Here is a 19,966-nt window from a genome sequence, read left to right as displayed (position 1 = left end):
CGATGTCCGCGCCCGATCCCGCCGCCCGCGTGGCCGAGCTGTGCCGCCAGCTCGACGACGCCAGCTACCGCTATTACGTCCTCGACGATGCGGCGATTCCGGACGCCGAGTACGACCGCCTGCTGCGTGAGCTGGAGGGCCTGGAGGCGGCCCATCCCGAACTGGCCGGCGCGGATTCCCCGACCCAGCGCGTCGGTGCGCCGCCGTCGGGTGCCTTCGCCAGCGTCACCCACGCCATTCCCATGCTCTCGTTGGGCAACGCCTTCAGCGACGACGAGGTGGCCGATTTCGTCCAGCGCATCGAGCACCGGCTTGAGCGCAGCGACCCGGTGTTTTCGGTGGAGCCCAAGCTGGACGGCCTGGCCATCAGCCTGCGCTATGAGGATGGCCGCTTCGTCCAGGGCGCGACCCGCGGCGATGGCGCCACCGGTGAGGACGTCACTGCCAACCTGCGCACGGTCAAGGCGATCCCGCTGGCACTGCGGGGGACGGATTGGCCGGCGGTGCTGGAGGTCCGTGGTGAGGTCTACATGCCGCTGGCGGGCTTCCATCGCTACAACGAGCGCATGCGCGCCGAGGGTGGCAAGCCGCTGGCCAACCCGCGCAACGGCGCCGCCGGGTCCCTGCGACAGCTGGACCCGCGCATCACCGCGCGCCGGCCGCTGGCGTTCTACGCCTACGCGGTCGGCCTAGTGGAAGGCGCCGAGCTGCCGCCGACGCACTCGGCGACGCTGCGGCAACTGCGCGACTGGGGGTTCCCGGTCAGCGCGGAGAGCCGCGTCGCCACCGGCCTGGCCGGCCTTCTGGCGTACTACCGCGATATCGGCGAGCGGCGCGACCGCCTGGCCTTCGACATCGACGGCGTGGTCTACAAGCTGGACGACTACGCCGGCCAGCTGGAACTGGGTTTTGTCTCGCGCGCCCCGCGCTGGGCGCTGGCGCACAAGTTCCCGGCCCAAGAGCAGTCCACGGTACTGGAGGCCATCGAGGTCAACATCGGTCGCACCGGTGCGGCGACGCCGCTGGCCCGGCTCACCCCGGTGCAGGTCGGCGGGGTCGAGGTCAGCCGGGCGACCCTGCACAATGCCGACCAGGTTGCCCGGCTGGACGTTCGCGTCGGCGACACGGTGATCGTGCGTCGCGCCGGCGACGTGATTCCCGAGATCGTGCGCGTGGTGCCGGGCATGCGCGCGCCGGATGCGCAGCCTTGGCAGATGCCGACGGTGTGCCCGGTGTGCGGCTCTGACCTCGTGCGCGAGGAGGGCGGGGTGGTCTGGCGCTGCTCGGGCGAACTGGTCTGCCCGGCCCAGCGCAAGGAGGCGATCGAGCATTTCGCCTCACGCCGGGCCATGGACATTGACGGGCTGGGCGAGCGCTACGTCGAGGACATGGTCGATTTTGGTTATGTCACCTCGGTAGCCGACCTGTACACGCTGTCCCTGGACGACCTGCTGGAGATGAAGCGCCGCGGCGACGAGCGCGACGGCACGACGCCGGACACCGTCAAGGCGGGCAAGGTGGCGACCCGCTGGGCGGAGAACCTGATCGAGGCCATCCAGAGCAGCCGCAGGACGACCCTGGCGCGTTGCCTGTTCGGTCTGGGCATCCAGCACGTCGGCGAGAGCACCGCCAAGGCGCTGGCGGAGTGGTTTGGCGATCTGGCGGTGATCCGGAGGCTGCCGTGGCCGCTGTTCAAGCGGGTGCCCGACATCGGCTCGGAGGTGGCCCATTCGATCGGACAGTTCTTCGACCAGCCGGGAAACCAGAAGGTGATCGACGAGCTGCTGGCTGGCGGCGTCGAAATTACTGACGCCCGGCCACCGTCCGCGCAATTGCGGGGCGCACTCGGGCTGGCCGACTTGCTGGTGGACCTGGAGATCCCGAAACTCACCCGCCTGCGCGCCGAGCAGCTGGCGGGCGTCTTTGCCGAGGCGTCCGCGCTGCTGGACGCGCCCGTGCACCGCTTCATCACCGCCGGCCTGCCCAATGACACCGCCTCGGCGCTGGAGACCTGGCTGACGGACGCGGAAAATGCCAGCCTGCTGGCGCGGTGCGGGGAAGCGATCGCTGCGCTGGAGAAGCTGATCCCGGAGGTGGATGAAAGCACCGCCGGCCCGCTGGAAGGTCGCACCGTCGTGCTCACCGGGACCTTGGCCGCGATGACGCGCGACGAGGCGAAAGCGCGCCTGGAAGTGCTGGGCGCGAAGTCGGCCGGCAGCGTGTCGAAGAAGACCGGGTTCGTGGTCGCCGGCGAGGCGGCCGGGTCCAAGCTCGCCAAGGCCGAGGAACTCGGCATCGAGATCTGGGACGAGGCGAAGCTGCTGGCCTTCCTCGGCAAGCACGAGTGAACGTCCCGCATTCCGCTGGCGATCCGGCCACAGACTGGAGGCCGCAAGCGCGGTTTTCCGCGTTGAAGTTGCGGGCGGCACTCAACGCGCGGATCCGCGGATTCTTCGCCGAGCGCGACGTGGTCGAGGTGGAAACCCCGGTGATGTCAGTGGCCGGAAACACCGAGCCGAACATCGACTCCTTCACCAGCGATTTCAGCGGCCGCAGCGACGGCGGACCCCGTACCCGCTGGCTGCGCACCTCGCCCGAATACCCGCTCAAGCGCCTGCTCGCGGCGGGCTTTGGCGATTGCTACGAGCTGGGTCGGGTGTTCCGCAACGGCGAGGCCGGCGCGCGCCACAATCCCGAATTCACGATGCTGGAGTGGTACCGCGTGGGTTGGGACCATCGCCGGCTGGCGCAGGAAACTGCCGAGGTCATCAACCTGGGCCTGGATCTGGTCGGTCGCCAGGTGCCGCTGGTGCAGGTGCGCTACCGCGACCTCTACCACGACCGGCTGGGCCTCGACCCGCTGACCGCCAGTGAGGAAGTGCTACGCAAGGCCTTGGGAGACGTGGTCCTGGACCCCACCGGCCTGGTGCGGGATGACTGGCTGGACCTGCTGATGACCCACCGACTGCAGCCCGGCTTCAGCGACGAGACCATGCTGGCCGTGCACGACTACCCGGCCACCCAATGCGCGCTGGCGCGGCTGCGCGATGATGGCGACGGCTCACCGCCGGTGGCGGAGCGCTTCGAGCTCTACCTGGGCCCGCTGGAACTGGCCAACGGCTACCACGAGCTGACCGATGCAGCCGAGCAGGGCGCCCGCTTCCAGCGCGACGGCCGCATCCGCCAGACGCGCGCCGACCGGATCCCGCCGACCGACCCGCGTTTTCTTGCCGCACTGGAAGCCGGATTGCCCGACTGCGCCGGCGTCGCCCTCGGTGTGGATCGGCTCATGATGGCGATGCTGCGCACCGACCGCATCGCCGATGTGATCGCCTTCGACTTTTTCCGCGCCTGATCCCGTTTCGCGCGACCCGTGGACCCTGCCGCCATGAACGACACCTTCGACTTCGACCGTTACGACCGCGTTCGTCCGATCCGCTGGACCGGCGACGCGCTCGAATTGCTCGACCAGCGCCGCTTGCCTTTCCACGTCGAGTACGTCCGCTGCGAGACCAGTGAAGACGTGTTCGACGCGATCCGCGCGCTGACCGTGCGCGGCGCGCCGGCGATTGGCATCGCCGCTGCATGGGGACTCGTTCTGGCCGCGCGCGAAATCAAGGCGGAGGACGGTGCGGCCGCGGTGCTCGCGCTGGAGCCGGCCATCGCCCATCTGAACGATGCCCGCCCGACGGCCGTGAACCTGGCCTGGGCGCTGGCACGCATGCGACGTGTGCTCGCGTCCGCCGGCCGTGACTGGCGCGAGGTGCTGGAACGCGAAGCAGGCGCCATTGCCGATGAGGACCTGGCCGCCAACCGTCATATGGGGTCGCTGGGCGCGGCATTGATCGCCCCAGGCAGCGGCGTGCTGACCCACTGCAACACCGGCTCGCTCGCGACCGCAGGCTTCGGCACCGCGCTGGGCGTGATCCGTGCCGGCGTCGCCCAGCAACGCATATCGCAGGTGTTTGCCGGTGAAACGCGGCCATGGCTGCAGGGAGCGCGACTCACGGCCTGGGAACTGCAGCAGGACGGGATCGCGCCGATACTGGTGGCTGATTCGGCGGCCGCGCACCTGATGAAAACCGGCCAGGTGCAATGGGTCATCGTCGGCGCCGACCGCATCTGCGCCAACGGTGATACCGCCAACAAGATCGGCACCTACCAGCTGGCCATCGCCGCCCGCCACCACGGCGTGAACTTCATGGTCGCCGCGCCTTCCTCAACCGTGGACATGGCGATGCCGGACGGCGACGGGATACATATCGAAGAGCGCGATGCCGCCGAGCTCTTCCATCTGGGCGGGGTGGCCACCGCAGCGGAAGGGATCGCTGCCTGGAATCCCGTCTTCGATATCACCCCGCACGGATTGATCGACGCCATCGTGACCGAGCGGGGCGTGATCACGCAGCCGGATGCCACCGCCATGCAGGCCGCTTTTGGCGCGTAAGTCCTTGTTTCTCTGGAAAAACAGCGAGGCATGAGGCCGCCATTCGTGCTATAATTCGCTGTCTTTTTCCCCGGTATTGCCGCGGATCGGATTCTCTCTTGTGCCGGCCTGCTGCAGTGCCGGTCTGGTCCAGTTTTTCCGCGGGCGCTTGCTCACCCGCACCGCGGTAAACCACCTCAGCTCAAATACGGAAACCTGATGGCCGATCTTGCCAAGGAAATCATCCCGGTAAACCTCGAAGACGAGATGCGTCGCAGCTACCTCGATTACGCCATGAGCGTGATCGTCGGCCGCGCGCTTCCCGACGTCCGCGACGGGCTCAAGCCCGTGCACCGGCGCGTGCTGTACGCCATGAGCGTGTTGGGAGCCCATTCCAACAAGCCGTACTTCAAGTCGGCGCGAATCGTCGGTGACGTGATCGGTAAATACCACCCGCATGGCGACCAGTCGGTGTACGACACGCTGGTGCGCATGGCGCAGCCGTTCTCGCTGCGCTACATGCTGGTGGACGGGCAGGGCAACTTCGGCTCGGTCGATGGCGATTCCGCGGCCGCGATGCGTTACACCGAAGCGCGAATGGCCAAGATCACCCACGAGTTGATGGCGGACATCGAGAAGGAAACTGTCGACTTCCAGCCCAACTACGATGAGAAGGAGTTCGAGCCCACGGTGATGCCCACGCGCATCCCGAACCTCCTGATCAACGGTTCGGCCGGTATCGCCGTCGGCATGGCGACCAACATTCCGCCGCACAACCTGGGCGAGATCATCGACGCGACGATCGCGCTGATTGACGACCCGGACATCGACGTCGACGGCCTGATGGTGCACGTGCCCGGGCCGGACTTCCCGACCGCCGGCATCATCAACGGCACCTCGGGCATCATCAACGCGTACCACACCGGCCGCGGCCGGGTGCGCATGCGCGCGCGCGCCGAGATCGAGGTGGCCGACAACGGCCGCGAGGCGATCGCGGTCAGCGAGATCCCCTACCAGGTCAACAAGGCGAAGCTGATCGAGAAGATCGCCGAGCTGGTCAAGGAAAAGCGCCTGGAAGGCATCAGCGAACTGCGCGACGAGTCCGACAAGGACGGCATGCGCATCTACATCGAGGTCAAGCGCGGCGATTCGGCCGACGTGGTGCTGAACAATCTCTACCAGCAGACCCAGATGGAGTCGTCCTTCAGCTTCAACATGGTCGCGCTGGTCGATGGCCGCCCGCAGTTGCTGAACCTCAAGCAGATCCTGCAGGCCTTCGTCCGCCACCGCCGCGAGGTGGTCACCCGCCGCACCATCTTCGACCTGCGCAAGGCGCGTGCACGTGCCCACGTCCTGGAAGGGCTGACCGTCGCGCTGGCCAACATCGACGAGATGATCGAGCTGATCAAGACCTCGGCCAATCCCAACGAGGCGCGCGAGCGCATGCTGGCCAAGACTTGGGAGCCCGGGCTGGTCGGTGCGCTGCTGTCGGCGGCCGGCGCAGAGGCCTCGCAGCCGGAGGACCTGCCGCGCGGCGTGGGCCTGGTCACCGGCGCCAACGACAGCAAGTTCTACCAGCTGACCGAGATCCAGGCCCAGCAGATCCTGGAGATGCGCCTGCACCGCCTGACCGGGCTGGAGCAGGAAAAGCTGACCGAGGAATACAAGCTGCTGCTGGACACGATCCGCGGCCTGATCGAGATCCTCGAGGATCCGAACGTGCTGCTGAGCGTGATCCGCGAGGAGCTGGAGAACGTCAAGGTGGAGTTCGGCGACGAACGCCGCAGCGAGATCCGCGAGAGCGAGGAAGACCTCGACATCCTGGACCTGATTGCGCCCGAAGACGTGGTCGTGACCCTGTCCCATTCCGGTTATGCCAAGCGCCAGCCGGTCAGCAGCTACCGCGCACAGAAACGCGGTGGCCGCGGCCGCAATGCGGCCACCACCAAGGACGAGGACTTCATCGACAGCCTGTGGCTGGTCAATACCCACGACACGCTGCTGACCTTCACCAGCGCCGGCCGGGTGTTCTGGTTGCCGGTGTACCAGTTGCCGGACGCTGGTCCGAACGCGCGTGGCCGTCCGATCATCAACTGGATTCCGCTGGAAGCGGACGAGCAGGTCCAAGCCGTGGTGCCGGTGCGCGACTACGACGGCGACCGGCACGTCTTCTTCGCGACCCGCAACGGAGTGGTCAAGAAGACGCCGCTGAGCGAGTACGCCTACCGCCTGCAGCGCGGCAAGATCGCGATCAACCTGGATGACGGCGATGCGCTGATCGGCGTCGAGCTCTCCGACGGGCATTCGGACATCATGCTGTTCTCCAGCGAAGGCAAGGCAGTCCGGTTCTCCGGCGAGACGGTGCGCTCCATGGGTCGTACGGCCCGGGGCGTACGCGGCATGCGTCTGGGCGCGGGCGGCAAGGTCGTCAGCCTGATCGTGGTCGATGGTGACGGCGACATCCTCACCGCCAGCGAGCGTGGTTTCGGCAAGCGCACGCCGCTTGATGAATACCCCTGCAAGGGACGAGGCACGCAGGGTGTGATCGCGCTGAAGACCAGCGACCGCAACGGCCAGCTGGTCGGCGCGATCCAGCTCAGCGAGAGCCACGAGGTGCTGCTGATTTCCGACGGCGGCACGCTGGTGCGCACCCGCGCCTCGGAGATCTCCCAAGTCAGCCGGAACACGCAGGGCGTGACCCTGATGCGGCTGGCGGCCGATGAGACGCTGCAGGCGGTGGAGCGCCTGGATGCATCGCTGGACGATGAGCTGGACGACGACACGGAACTGGCAGCGATTGCACCAGATGTGATCGTGTCGGATGTGATCCCGGCCCAGCCCGGTGAAGCCGGCGGCGACGAGCCTTCCGGTGACTCGCCGGGCTGATCAGTCCGCACTGTGCGAGTCCGGACCAGGTAAAGCAGAACGCCGCCCCATGGGGCGGCGTTCCTGTATCCGGCGCGGCAACCCGCGTGTGAAGCGGCTGCTGGTGTGGTTGCTCAGCTGCCGGTCCAGCCGTCCAGCATGTCCGACAGCTCGTCCGCGTGCTCTTCCTCCTGGGCGAGGATCGACTCCAGGATGCGCTTGGTGGTCGTGTCCTTGTCGCCAATGTAGTTGATGATCTGGCGATAGCTGTCGATCGCGATGCGCTCGGCCACCAGGTCTTCCTTCACCATGTCGCGCAGGTCGGTGCCTTCAACGTACTCGGCGTGGGCGCGCTTGCTGAGGATGTCAGGGTTGAAGTCCGGCTCACCGCCCAGCTGGACGATTCGCTCGGCGAGCATGTCGCCATGTTCCTCTTCCTCGCGGGCATGCTCGAGGAACTCGGCCTTGATCGAGTCGGCCATCAGGCCGCTGGCCATGAAATAGTGCCGCTTGTAGCGCAGCACGCAGACCAGCTCGGTGGCCAGCGCCTCGTTCAAAAGACGGATCACCACCTCGCGATCAGCGGTATAGCTGTCGGTGATGGCCCCCTTCTCGATGTGCTGACGGGCGCGTTCGCGGATAGTGGCCAGATCGGTGGCAAACGGGGAGGCGTTTGCGTCGGAACCCTCGCGGGAGTCGTCTTGCTTGCTCATGTGGTTCTCCGGACAGTGGGGAAGGGGTCAGGTAATCTGGTTCAGTGGATCTGGGTCACGCGATCTGGGACAGGACGTGCTCGGCCGATGACACCCGGAACTCGCCCGGCGCTTCCACGTTGAGCTGTTTCACCACGCCCTGCTCGGCGTAGATAGCAAACCGCTTGGCGCGCACGCCCATGCCGTAGGCACTCGCATCCAGCTCCAGGCCCAGCGCACGGGCGAAGTCGGCGTTGCCGTCGGAGAGCATCATCAGGCCGTCGGGAACGTTCTGGCTCTGTCCCCAGGCCTGCATCACGAATGGATCGTTCACGGCCACGCACGCCACCTCGATGCCCTTGTCATGGAACTGCTGGTAGTGCTCGATGAATCCGGGCAGGTGCCTTTCCGAGCAGGTCGGAGTGAATGCCCCCGGGACGGCGAAGATCACCACATTGGTGTCACCGAACAGGGTCCTGGTGTCAACGCTCTCGACACCGTCTCCGATGCGCTGCAGTACCACGTCGGGAAGGCGGTCGCCTACCTGGATGCTCATGCGGTTCTCCTGAATGAAGGGCTCAGTCTAGGCGCGTGCTTCTAAAAATCACGTCAAGGGCGTGCCGGGCGATAGGCCGTGCGATGTCGGATAAAAGTGCCGCAACAGCGCTTGAACCGGACACTGTCCGGAACCATATCCACCGCAGGGCATGACCCGGCGCGGCGCAGCGAATATCCTGTGGGGCGTGCCGCCGTGCTGGCCATGGCCCGGCAACCATTCCTGCATTGCACCGTCCTGGTGCAGGCACTGGAGCAATGAATGCATTTCAAGGATTACTACGACACCCTCGGCGTAGAGCCCACGGCCGGAGAGGCGGAGATCAAGACCGCGTACCGGCGGATGGCGCGCAAGTACCATCCCGACGTGAGCAAGGAGTCGGGCGCCGAGGAGAAGTTCAAGGCCGTCAACGAAGCCTATGAAGCGTTGCGGGACCCGGAGAAGCGGGCCGCCTATGACCAGTTGCGTTCGCGAGGCTACCGCCCCGGCGACGAGGTCCGGGCGCCGCCGGGCGGCTTCGATTTCAACGGTGGCCGCGGCGGCCCGGATTTCGAGGAGGTGTTTGCCGGCGGCGGCGCGGGCGGTGGCTTCAGCGACTTCTTCGAGACCCTGTTCCGGCGCGGCCAGGCAGGGCACGGCGACCCGTTCGCGCAGGCGCAGCGCGGGCGGCCCGGCGCCGGCCCGCAGCGCACGCCTGATACGCGGGCCAAACTGTCCGTCTCGCTGGAGACCGTGTACGCCGGCGACACCGTGCGGGTCAGCGTGCACGGCAAGACCCTCGACGTGAAGATTCCCAAGGGAATCGCACCGGGGCAGGTGATCCGGCTCGCCGGCCAGGGCGGTAATGGTAGCGCCCTGTTGCTGGAAATCGAGTATTCCGCCCATCCCCGGTTCGAGGTGGATGGACGCAACGTGATCCACGTGCTTCCGATCGCTCCGTGGGAAGCCGCGCTGGGAGCGACGGTCAGCGTGCCCACGCTCGGTGGCTCGGTGGAGTTGAAGATTCCCAGGCAATCCGAAGCCGGCGCGAAGCTGCGCTTGCGCGGACGCGGCATTCCGGCGCCGGCAGGCACGGGCGACCAGATCGTCGAGTTGGAGGTGCTGGCTCCTGCACCGGCGACCAAGGAGCAGGAAGCCGCCTACGCGGCGCTGCGCGAGGCCTTCGGGAACGACTGGCGCCGGGAGTGACCGGCGCCACTGCTCTCAGGCGGGCAGCAACTGCTCAAGCACCTCGCCCAGCTCGGCCTCGTTGAAGGGCTTGGTGATGTAGGCGCGGGCACCCTGGCGCATGCCCCAGACGCGGTCGGTTTCCTGGTCCTTCGTGGTCACCAGGACCACCGGGATGTGCCTGGTCGTGGCGTCGCGACAGATCGAGCGCGTGGCCTGGAAACCGTTGAGGTTTGGCATCACCACATCCATCAATACCAGGTCGGGCAATTCACGGCGCGCGACCTCCACGCCGGCGGCGCCGTCTTCTGCCACCAGGGTGTCATGCCCCAGTTTCTCGACGATGCGCTGGATACCCATCAACTGCGACGGTGAGTCGTCGACGATCAGAATGCGAGCCATGTCTTTCCCCAAAGTGACTGCCGGATTGTAGCGGCGTCCGGTCGGAGCGCCAAACAATTCAGATCCGGACCAGTGTGTCAGATCCGGACCAGCGTGCGACCCAGCGACCCGCCCGCAAGCATGGTGTCGAACACGTCGGGAAGCTCCGCAAGACCCGCTTCGCGGGTGCAGATGGTGTCCAGGTGCGCCGGCTTCCAGTCGCTGGCCAGGTGCTGCCACACCGCTTCGCGCACATCGCGCGCGGTGCCTGCCGAGGCGACGCCCAGCAGCGAGACGCCGCGTATGATGAACGGCATGACGGTGGCGTCCAGCTCGGCGGACGCGGCCAGGCCGGCGCTGGCAACATTGCCGTAGGGCGCGCACTGGGCCAGCAGGCTGGTGAGCATCGGTCCGCCGACGTTGTCGAGGCCGCCGCCGAAGCGCGCCGATTCCATCGCCCTGCCGGGTGCCAGCGCGTCACGGCCGAGCACATCAGTGGCGCCCAGCCCCTTGAGGTAGGCGTGCTGGTCCTGCTTGCCGCTGATGGCGTGCACCTCGAACCCGGCGCGGGTGAAGATGTCGATCGCCAGCGAGCCCACGCCGCCGCTGGCGCCGGTGACGGCCAGCGGGCCCATGTCGGGCTTCTGGCGGTTTTCCACCATCCGGAACAGCGCCAGCGCGGCGGTGAAGCCGGCGGTGCCGATGATCATGCTTTCGCGCAGCTCAAGCCCGGCAGGCAGCGCAATCGCCCATTTGGACTCCAGGCGGACGAACTCGGAGTACCCACCGTCGCGGGTCTCGCTCAGCCCGCTGCCGGTCGCAAGCACGCGGTCGCCTTCCTTGAACGCCGGATCGGTCGAGGCCACCACGTGGCCGGCCACGTCGATGCCGCCGACCAGCGGGAAGCGCCGCAGGATCTTGCCCTTGCCGGTACCGGCCAGCGCGTCCTTGTAGTTGACCGACGAATACGCGGCATTGATCACCACCTCGCCGGGCGCGAGATCGTCCAGCGACAGGGCTTCGATGCCGCTGCGGTAGCCCTGTTCGTCGTTGTGGATGCGGAAGGCGTTGAAACGGTCTGGAATGGCGTTGGACATGAGTTCCTCTCGAAATTTCCACTCGAAACGGGTTTTGTCGCCGGACTGGTGAAGACTGCCGACGGGGCTTTCTTCCGGGGCGTGCGATCCGGGTCAGCGCGCGACGCTCAGACGCTTCTCCTCCAGCCACTTGTCCGCATTGGCCGGGCGGTAGGAGTGCATCCACTCAAGCATCGTATCGATCTCCTCGCCGTGCCACAGGTCGTCGCGCTGCCCGGCGTTGACGAAGTGCTCAGCGACCATGCGGTCCATCATGCCGATCAACGGCTCGTAGAAGCCTTCCACGTCGAGGAATGCGCACGGCTTGTCGCCGATGCCCAACTGGCGCCAGGTCAGCATCTCGAACATCTCGTCCAGGGTGCCGAAGCCGCCGGGCAGGGCGATGAAGCCATCCGAGAGCTCGAACATGCGCGCCTTGCGCAGGTGCATGCTCGGCACGACTTCCAGGCGCGTCAGCCCGGGATGGGCGACTTCCCAGTTGACCAACTGCTCGGGTATCACGCCGATCACCTCGCCACCCGCCTCGAGCACCGCGTCGGCCATGACACCCATCAGGCCGACGTTGCCGCCGCCGTAGATGACGCTGATGCCGCTTTCAGCCAGTTCCTGGCCGAGGCGGCGGGCGCGCTCGGCGTAGATCGGCCGGGAGCCGGAATGGGAGCCGCAGTAGACGCAGACCGATTGCATGGGCATGGGGCGTTGCCTTGAGTTGGGATGGGTGAAACCAGAACGGCGCACCGAGGGTGCGCCGTCTGTGGAGATGCGATGTCCGGCGGCGGTATACGCCGCCGGTCGCCGCGGCTCAGTTCGCCTTGTGAATGGCACGCTTGTCGACCGCCAGCGCGGCTTCGTGGACCACTTCCGAAAGCGCCGGATGGGCGAAGCAGATGCGCGCCAGATCGTCCGCGGCACCCTGGAACTCCATGGTGATCACGCCGCTGTGGACCAGCTCGGACACGTTGGGGCCGCACAGGTGGACGCCCAGCACGCGATCCGTCTCGGCATGCGCGATCACCTTGACCAGGCCGGCCGGCTCGTTCATCGCCACGGCGCGGCCGTTGGCGGCAAACGGGAAGCTGCCGGTCTTCACCGGAATGCCCTCTTCCTTGCACTGGGCTTCGGTCTTGCCGACCCAGGCAATTTCCGGCTCGGTGTAGATCGCCCACGGCACGGTATTCAGGTTGACGTGGCCGGGCAGGCCCGCAATCAGTTCCGCCACGGCAACGCCTTCCTCCGACGCCTTGTGCGCGAGCATCGGGCCGCGCACGCAGTCGCCGATCGCCCAGACGCCGTCGACGCCGGTGTGGCAATGCTCGTCCACCTCGACCTGGCCACGCTCGTTGAGCTTCACGGCCACACCATCGCCTAGCAGCTTGGAGGTCGCGGCGCGGCGACCCACGGCCACCAGCAGCTTGTCCACGACCAGGGACTGCTCGCCCTTGGCGTCGTCATAGGTCAGGTGCACGCCGTCCTTCTTGACCTCGGCCTTGCTGACCTTCGCGCCCAGCTTGATGTCCAGGCCCTGCTTCTTGAACTCGCGCGCGGCCACCTTGCTGATGTCGGCATCGGCGGCTGCGAGGAACGTGGGAAGCGCCTCCAGGATGGTGACTTCGGCGCCCAGGCGGTTCCAGACGCTGCCCAGCTCCAGGCCGATCACGCCGGCACCGATGACGCCGAGGCGCTTAGGCACCGCGTCGAAATCCAGGCCACCGACGTTGTCGACGATGCGGTCACCGTCGAATTTGGCGAACGGCAGCTCGATGGAATCCGAGCCCGTCGCGATGATGACGTTGGCCGCCTTCAGCTCGACCTCGCTGCCGTCGTGCTGCCTGACCTTGACCAGATTGTCCTTGTGCAGGGTGCCGAAACCATAGAACGGCGTCACCTTGTTGGCCTTGAACAGCATCGAGATGCCGCCGGTGAACTGGCTGACGATCTTGTCCTTGCGGCCCACCATCACGCCCACGTCCATCTTCGGCTTCTCCGCCGAAATGCCGTGGTCGGCGAAGCCGTGCAGCAGGTTGTGGAACTGGCGCGAGCTGTCCAGCAGCGCCTTGGACGGGATGCAGCCCACGCGCAGGCAGGTGCCGCCCAGCGCCGGCTTGTCGTCCTTGCCCAATCCCGCGTCGACGCAGGCAACCTTCAGGCCGAGCTGCGCGGCGCGGATGGCGGCGACGTAACCGCCGGGACCGCCACCGATCACGACGACATCGAAGTTCTGTTGTTCGCTCATCTCAAAAAGATCCTTGGCTTGGTGCGGAAGGCCCCGGCGCGTCGGCGCGGGGCTCCGGGTGGGAGTGGTCCCGTGGGATCACATGCCCAGCAGCATGCGGTGCGGGTTCTCGAGCTGGTTCTTGATGTCGACCAGGAACAGCACCGCGTCCTTGCCGTCGATGATGCGGTGGTCGTAGCTCAACGCGATGTACATCATCGGCGCGGCCACCACCTTGCCGTCCTCGACAATCGCGCGCTCCTTGATGGTGTGCATGCCCAGGATGGCGCTCTGCGGCGGGTTGATGATCGGGGTGGAGAACAGCGAGCCGAAGGTGCCACCGTTGGTGATGGTGAAGGTGCCGCCCTGCAGGTCTTCCAGCTTCAGGCCACCCTCGCGCGCGGCGAGCGCGTAATCGTTGATCGCCTGCTCGGCCTCGGCAAAGCTCATCGACTCCGCGTTGCGCAGCACCGGCGTGACCAGCCCGCGGTCGGTGGACACGGCGATCGAGATGTCGGCATAGCCGTGGTAGATCACGTCCTTGTCGTCGATCGAGGCGTTCACCGCCGGGTAGCGCTGCAGCGCGTTGGCGCAGGCCTTCACGAAGAAGCTCATGAAGCCCAGCTTGATGCCGTAGGCCTTCTGGAACGCGTCGCCCTGCGACTTGCGCATGGCCATGACCGCGGACATGTTGACCTCATTGGAGGAGGTCAGCATAGCGGTGGTGTTCTTGGACTCCATCAGGCGCTCGGCGATGCGCTGGCGCATGCGGGTCATCGGCACGCGCTCTTCCGGGCGGTTGCCGCTGGCCCGGCCGACGCCGGCATTGCGGGCATAGTTGACCAGGTCTTCCTTGGTCACCGCGCCGCGACGGCCCGTGCCTTCCACGTTGGCCGGGTCGATGCCTTCCTTCTGGGCGGTGAAGCGCGCACCGGGCGGCAGCTCCGCCGATCCGCCCTTGGACGGGGCAGGGGTGCCCGCGGCAGCCTTCGCCTGCACCGGCTGGGCCACATCGCTGGCGGCGGCGTCGTTCTTGGCGTCGATGGCCTTGTCGGATTTCTCCGGCTTGGCTTCGGTAGCAGAAGCGCCTTCTTCGACGATTGCCAGCAGCTGCTCGCTGGTGACGGTGTCGCCGCTTTCGAACTTGATTTCCTTGAGCACGCCATCCACCGGCGAGGGAACTTCCAGGACGACCTTGTCGGTTTCGAGGTCGACCAGGTTCTCGTCACGCTTGACGGCATCGCCGGGCTTCTTGTGCCAGGTGGCGATGGTGGCGTCGGAGACGGATTCGGGCAGAACCGGAACTTTGATCTCGGTGCTCATGGGGAAAATATCCTGGGTAACTGTGGAGTGGGTCGAATGGGGTGGACTATCGGTTATGCAATCGGAAGCGGGTGGCACGGCAGGTGACGCGGTTCCGGCCCGGTGTTCCGGGCCGGATGGGCAGCGATCACTCGTCGGCGGGCTCGCCCTGCAGCGGATTCACCAGCGCATCGGCGACCAGCTTGGCCTGCTCGATCACGTGATCGGACATGTGGCCGACCGCAGGGGACGGCGAGCTGGGGCGTCCGGCGTAGTGCAGCGCATGGCGCGACGCGACGCAGAAGTTCAGGTGGTGGCGGATCTGGTACCACGCGCCCTGGTTCTGCGGCTCTTCCTGGCACCACACCACGTCCTCGACGGAGGCGTAGCGCTCCAGTTCGGTGCGCAGCGCCTCGCGCGGGAACGGATACAGCTGCTCCACGCGGATCAGGGCGACGTCGTCGGCTTCGCGCTTGATCATGTCCTCGAGCAGGTCGTAGTAGACCTTGCCGCCGCAGACCACGACGCGCTTGACCTTCTTCGGGTCGGCCTTGGCGTCGGGGATCAGGGTCTGGAAGCTGCCGTTGGCAAGCTCGTCCAGGGTCGATACGGCGAGCTTGTGGCGCAGCAGGGACTTGGGCGTCATCACCACCAGCGGCTTGCGGGTCTGGATCAGCATCTGGCGACGGATCATGTGGTACGCCTGCGCCGGGGTGGTCGGCGTGCACACCATCATGTTGTCGAGCGCGCACAGCTGCAGGAAACGCTCCAGCCGCGCCGAGCTGTGCTCGGGACCCTGGCCCTCGTAACCGTGCGGCAGGAACAGCGCCAGACCGCACAGGCGGCCCCACTTGGCCTCACCCGAGGACAGGAACTGGTCGATGACCACCTGCGCGCCGTTGGCGAAGTCGCCGAACTGCGCTTCCCAGATCGCCAGGGTGTCCGGATCGGCCGTGGCGTGGCCGTACTCGAACGCCATCACCGCTTCCTCGCTCAGCAGCGAGTCGATGATCTCCACGTCCATCGGATCCTTGCCCAACTCCTGCAGGGGCAGGTAGTAATCGTCGCTGGTCTGCTCGTGCAGGATCGCGTGGCGGTGGAAGAAGGTGCCGCGGCCCGAGTCCTGGCCGACCAGGCGCAACTTGTAGCCTTCCGAGAGCAGGGTGGCGTAGGCCAGGTTTTCCGCGAAACCCCAGTCGCCGCTCTGCTCACCGGCCGCCATCTTGCGGCGGTCTTCGTAGATCTTCTGCACGCGTGCATGCAGCTTGATCGCGTCGGGCACGGTGTTGATCTGCTTCGCCAGTGCCTTCAGGTCCCCCTCATCGAAGCGGGTATCGACCTCGTCGGACAGCTTGCCCTTGAGGAACTTGTTCCAGTCCACGGTGAACTCATCGGGCTTCACCGCCACCATCTCGGTGGTGACCTCGCCCGCGTCGAGCTTGTCGCGGTAGGTATCGACGATCGCCTTGGCCTCATCGGCGCTCAGCGTGCCCTCGGCGATCAGGCGGTCCGCATACAGCTCGCGCGGGGTCTTGTGCTTGCGGATGGTCTGGTACATCAGCGGCTGGGTCGCCGCCGGCTCGTCGGCCTCGTTGTGGCCGTGGCGGCGGTAGCAGACCAGGTCGATGACCACGTCCTTGGCGAAGGTGTTGCGGAAGTCCAGCGCCAGCTCGGCGCAGAACGCCACCGCTTCGGGATCATCGCCGTTGACGTGCAGGATCGGCGCACCGACCATCTTCGCCACGTCGGTGCAGTACAGCGTGGAACGGGCGTCCTCGCGGGCGCTGGTGGTGAAGCCGACCTGGTTGTTGACCACAATGTGGACGGTGCCGCCGACGCGGAAACCGCGTGCCTGCGACATCTGGAACAGCTCCATCACCACGCCCTGGCCGGCAAACGCGGCATCGCCGTGGATGAGGATCGGCAACACCTGGTTGCGCGTGTCCTTGCCGCCGCGGCGGGTCTGGCGCGAGCGTACCGATCCGGCCACGACCGGGTTGACGATCTCCAGATGCGACGGATTGAACGCCAGCGCCAGGTGAACGGGGCCGCCCGGGGTGGCCACGTCGGCGCTGAAGCCCATGTGGTATTTGACGTCGCCGGCCAGCGCCAGCTCGTTGTGCTCGAACTTGCCCTCGAACTCGTCAAACAGCGTGCGCGGCGACTTGCCCAGGGTGTTGACCAGCACGTTGAGGCGGCCGCGGTGGGCCATGCCGATGACCACGTCCTTGGCGCCCTGCTCACCGGCGCGACGGACGGTGGTGTCCATCAGCGGGATCAGGGCATCGCCGCCTTCCAGCGAGAAGCGCTTCTGGCCGACATAGCGGGTGTGCAGGTAACGCTCCAGCCCCTCGGCTGCGGTCAGGCGCTCAAGGATGCGGCGCTTGTCGTCGGTGCTGCGACCGTACTTGCCGCCGGCCTTTTCGAGGCGCTCATAGAGCCAGCGACGCTGCGGGGCGTCGGCGATGTGCATGAACTCGGCACCGATGGGACCGGTGTAGGTGGCCTTGAGCAGGTCGAAGAGCTTGCCGAGGTTCATCCGGTCCATGCCGGCGACACCGCCGGTGCTGAACTCGTCGCCGAGGTCCGCCTTGGACAGGCCGTGGAACTCCAGTTCCAGGTCCGGCGCCGGGGGCGCTTCCAGGAAACCCAGCGGGTCGATGTCAGCGCCGAGATGGCCGCGCGAGCGGTAGGCGGTGATCAACTTGCCCACGAAGCGCTCGCGTTCATCGGCCGCACCGTGCGCGGATTTGCCCGCGTGACGCGCCGCTTCGATGATGGTGTCGATGACGGCGGAGTGCGGCACATCGCCCGCCTCCCGACCGTGGAAACCGTCAAAATAGGTTTTCCATTCGACCCCGACACTTTCGGGGGAGACCAGGTACTGCTCGTACAGGTCTTCGATGTAGGCGCCGCTGGAACCCAGCTGCGATGACTGCGAGAACTGCTTCAGGAGATTGGCCACGGTGGCGTCGCTAAACTCGAATAGGGGGAGTGGGTGTGCCGGTGGGGCGGAAAATGCCGGTTCAGGCACGCGAGTGTTTGAATTATAGCCTCTCGGGATGTCACGGGCGGGTGCCGAACCGGCTCACTGGCCAATATCGTGGCGGCGCCGGGGCTGGGGGTTCAGCCCTGTTCAGGTTCGCAGGAGGGGTCAAATGCCGAGCGTGCGGTACTCGCTGCATGGCCGCGCGCGTTCCCAGACTGGGCTGAAAAGGTTGAGCAGGTGGCGGGCGCGGGAGCGATCATCGATTCGGGTATCGCCCTCGAGGCGTGAGGCGATGGGACGAAAGTAGTAGCCGCCAGCGTCGCTGCAGGTGTAGGCCGAAGCATAGGAGCGGTCGAACGGCTCCTCCACGGCGCGAAACGCGATGGTGCTCGGCAGCCGCTGATGGAGGCCGATGAGCGGACTCTGGTTGCGCTGGGGCGCGGTGGGGTCGTGCAACAGGATCCGGATCTCGCCGTTGTCGATGGCGAAGCCCCGAAGGGCGGTGATGATCTCCGGCACGTCCAGCACGCCCGGGTCCAGTTCCGGGCTGTAGATGAGGAGCTGCCTGCGCGCCGTGACGATGACACCCAGGGTGGCGGCGATCGCGCCCGCCCGGTCGCCCACCGGATTGGTGGCGCCTGGATGCAGCACCATCATCTGGTGGTCGATGCCGGCCTCGTCAAACCGCGGGCCGACCGGCAGGAAGCCGTGGCGTGCATAGAAGGGGATGGCATGCACCTGTGCGTGCAGCGAGAGCTTGTCCCAGCCCAGGTTACCGGCGAGTTCGAGCAGCGTTCGCAGCATGGCGTCACCCACGCCGCGGCCGCGCCACGGGGAGAGCACCGCCATCCGGCCGATGTGTCGCTCCGGTGTCAGCCGCGCCGTACCAATGGGCGTGCCGGCGGAATCGCGGGCGATCACGTGGTGGGAAGCAGGATCCAGTTCGTCCCATTCGAGCTCGAGCGGTACGCCTTGCTCCTGCACGAACACCGCTTCGCGGACGGCTCGCAGATCGCTCAGGCCGGACTCGTATTCGATCGCCTCGACCTTGAAATCGGACGCGGTCTCGCTCATTCGTCATCTTCCTCCGTGATCAGGTGGTAGTGGCCGGCGTCCATCAGTTCGATCAGGCAATCCCGGCCTTGCTCGCCCAGCGAGGCATAGTCGCCGCCGTCGACAACGTCCGCGTTGGCCAGCAGAGTCGCGTCGTCGATCGATAGCGGGTGGCTCTCGCCGTTGGCGTGCAGCACCGCCGCCGGGCCGGCGCGTCGCCAGGACATCCGCGAGTAGGGATGGCGCTGCAGGCGTCCGCCGTGCTGCAGGTCCCACTCGATCTCGATGCGCGAGCGCGGCTGTTCGCCTTCTTCCAGCTGCGGCGGAATTACCTCGACGGCGCTTCGGTAGCGGGTGATGAAATTGCCGAACCACTCGGCCAGTTGTTCGGGACGATCACCGCGCAGCGCATCCAGGGCGCGGACGACGCGCGCCATCGCCGCCGCGTCGATCTCGCCAGGATCGGCGGCAGGCGCCAGGTCGGGATCGTGGTAGCGCAGCGCGTCGTCCGCCTCCGCGGTCAGCGTGTCGACCAGGTCACCCAGCAATTCGGCCGAGGAGGGCGCGCGCATGCCGAAGGAGAACGTCAGGCAGGCGTCCTCGGCGACGCCGTGATGGGGCACGCCGGGCGGCAGGTAGAGCATGTCCCCCGGTCCCAGCACCCAGTCGTGGCTGGGATCGAACTCACGCAGCAGGCGCAACTCGACATCATCGCGGTAGGCCAGCGGGGGGTTGTCGCGCGCGTCGATCTGCCAGCGCCGATGGCCGACCGCCTGCAGCAGGAACACGTCGTACTGGTCGACGTGGGCCCCGACCGAGCCGCCTGGCGCGGCGAAGGACACCATCACGTCGTCGATCCGCCAGCGCGGCAGGAACGCGAAATGGCGGATGAGCGCGGCGACATCGACATCCCACTTGTCGACGTCCTGCACCAGCAAGGTCCAGTCCGCGCCGGGCAGCGAGGGGAACATCTCCTCGGGGAACGGGCCGTGGCTGACGCTCCAGCTGTCATCGCTGCGGTCGTGGCGGATCAGGCGCGACAGCGCTCCCTCCTCGCAGGCCAGGCCGGCCAGGTCGTCGGGGTCCATCGGCGATTGCAGGTCGGGGAACGCGTTGCGGATCAGCAGCGGTTTTTTCTGCCAGTAGTCGCGCAGGAAATCCGCCGGTGACATTCCCAGTGGCGGCTTGGTACTCGCGTCGACTTCGATCGGCGGCGGCAGATTCAA

At 66.8% G+C, this 19,966-nt stretch carries 15 protein-coding genes; 5 read left to right on the top strand and 10 right to left on the bottom strand.

Annotated features, from left to right (window positions below):
- Positions 1-2: 2 nt before the first annotated feature.
- The 4 genes from ligA to gyrA all read left to right on the top strand — a co-directional run bounded on the left by ligA (position 3) and on the right by gyrA (position 7,312).
- Complete coding sequence (gene ligA, locus INQ42_RS07505; RefSeq protein WP_194033730.1) at positions 3-2,348, top strand: NAD-dependent DNA ligase LigA; 2,346 nt, start codon at positions 3-5, stop codon at positions 2,346-2,348.
- 62 nt (positions 2,349-2,410) lie between these two features.
- Positions 2,411-3,355 carry an EF-P lysine aminoacylase EpmA gene (gene epmA / locus INQ42_RS07500; RefSeq protein WP_248285381.1) on the top strand — a complete coding sequence of 315 codons (945 nt, stop codon included), beginning with the start codon at positions 2,411-2,413 and terminating at the stop codon, positions 3,353-3,355.
- Positions 3,356-3,388: 33 nt separating this feature from the next.
- Positions 3,389-4,447, top strand: a complete 1,059-nt coding sequence (mtnA, locus tag INQ42_RS07495; RefSeq protein WP_194033728.1) for an S-methyl-5-thioribose-1-phosphate isomerase — start codon at positions 3,389-3,391, stop codon at positions 4,445-4,447.
- 198 nt (positions 4,448-4,645) lie between these two features.
- Positions 4,646-7,312, top strand: a complete 2,667-nt coding sequence (gene gyrA, locus INQ42_RS07490) for a DNA gyrase subunit A (RefSeq protein ID WP_194033727.1) — start codon at positions 4,646-4,648, stop codon at positions 7,310-7,312.
- Between the two features lie 113 nt (positions 7,313-7,425).
- Here gyrA and INQ42_RS07485 read toward each other — a convergent pair whose 3' ends face one another.
- Positions 7,426-8,004, bottom strand: coding sequence for a ferritin-like domain-containing protein (locus tag INQ42_RS07485; RefSeq protein ID WP_194033726.1), 579 nt, complete (start codon positions 8,002-8,004; stop codon positions 7,426-7,428).
- A 55-nt stretch (positions 8,005-8,059) separates the two neighbouring features.
- Positions 8,060-8,539, bottom strand: a complete 480-nt coding sequence (locus INQ42_RS07480; protein ID WP_194033725.1) for a peroxiredoxin — start codon at positions 8,537-8,539, stop codon at positions 8,060-8,062.
- Positions 8,540-8,800: 261 nt separating this feature from the next.
- On the opposite strand from INQ42_RS07480, the gene INQ42_RS07475 reads away from it, so the two are divergent.
- Complete coding sequence (locus INQ42_RS07475) at positions 8,801-9,727, top strand: DnaJ C-terminal domain-containing protein (RefSeq protein ID WP_194033724.1); 927 nt, start codon at positions 8,801-8,803, stop codon at positions 9,725-9,727.
- Positions 9,728-9,742: 15 nt separating this feature from the next.
- Here INQ42_RS07475 and pilH read toward each other — a convergent pair whose 3' ends face one another.
- From pilH to INQ42_RS07435, 8 genes are all read right to left on the bottom strand, one after another.
- Positions 9,743-10,108, bottom strand: coding sequence for a twitching motility response regulator PilH (gene pilH / locus INQ42_RS07470; RefSeq protein WP_194033723.1), 366 nt, complete (start codon positions 10,106-10,108; stop codon positions 9,743-9,745).
- A 77-nt stretch (positions 10,109-10,185) separates the two neighbouring features.
- Positions 10,186-11,184: a YhdH/YhfP family quinone oxidoreductase gene (locus tag INQ42_RS07465; RefSeq protein WP_194033722.1), complete on the bottom strand. Its 999-nt coding sequence runs from the start codon at positions 11,182-11,184 to the stop codon at positions 10,186-10,188.
- A gap of 93 nt (positions 11,185-11,277) precedes the next feature.
- Positions 11,278-11,871: an LOG family protein gene (locus tag INQ42_RS07460; protein WP_194035808.1), complete on the bottom strand. Its 594-nt coding sequence runs from the start codon at positions 11,869-11,871 to the stop codon at positions 11,278-11,280.
- Positions 11,872-11,986: 115 nt separating this feature from the next.
- A complete protein-coding gene (lpdA, locus tag INQ42_RS07455; RefSeq protein WP_194033721.1) occupies positions 11,987-13,417 on the bottom strand; it encodes a dihydrolipoyl dehydrogenase in 1,431 nt (476 codons plus the stop codon).
- Positions 13,418-13,495: 78 nt separating this feature from the next.
- The gene (sucB, locus tag INQ42_RS07450; protein WP_194033720.1) at positions 13,496-14,719 is read right to left on the bottom strand and encodes a dihydrolipoyllysine-residue succinyltransferase; all 1,224 of its coding nucleotides are present in this window, start codon (positions 14,717-14,719) and stop codon (positions 13,496-13,498) included.
- A gap of 127 nt (positions 14,720-14,846) precedes the next feature.
- Complete coding sequence (locus INQ42_RS07445; protein WP_194033719.1) at positions 14,847-17,663, bottom strand: 2-oxoglutarate dehydrogenase E1 component; 2,817 nt, start codon at positions 17,661-17,663, stop codon at positions 14,847-14,849.
- 189 nt (positions 17,664-17,852) lie between these two features.
- Positions 17,853-18,761, bottom strand: coding sequence for a GNAT family N-acetyltransferase (locus INQ42_RS07440; protein ID WP_194033718.1), 909 nt, complete (start codon positions 18,759-18,761; stop codon positions 17,853-17,855).
- A complete protein-coding gene (locus INQ42_RS07435; protein WP_228064486.1) occupies positions 18,758-19,912 on the bottom strand; it encodes a cupin domain-containing protein in 1,155 nt (384 codons plus the stop codon). The genes INQ42_RS07440 and INQ42_RS07435 overlap by 4 nt, the downstream gene beginning before the upstream one ends.
- Positions 19,913-19,966: the final 54 nt, after the last annotated feature.

The organism is Lysobacter avium (assembly GCF_015209745.1).
In the GTDB taxonomy this organism is placed as follows: Bacteria; Pseudomonadota; Gammaproteobacteria; order Xanthomonadales; family Xanthomonadaceae; genus Novilysobacter; species Novilysobacter avium.
This window is presented reverse-complemented; position numbering and strand designations above follow the sequence as displayed.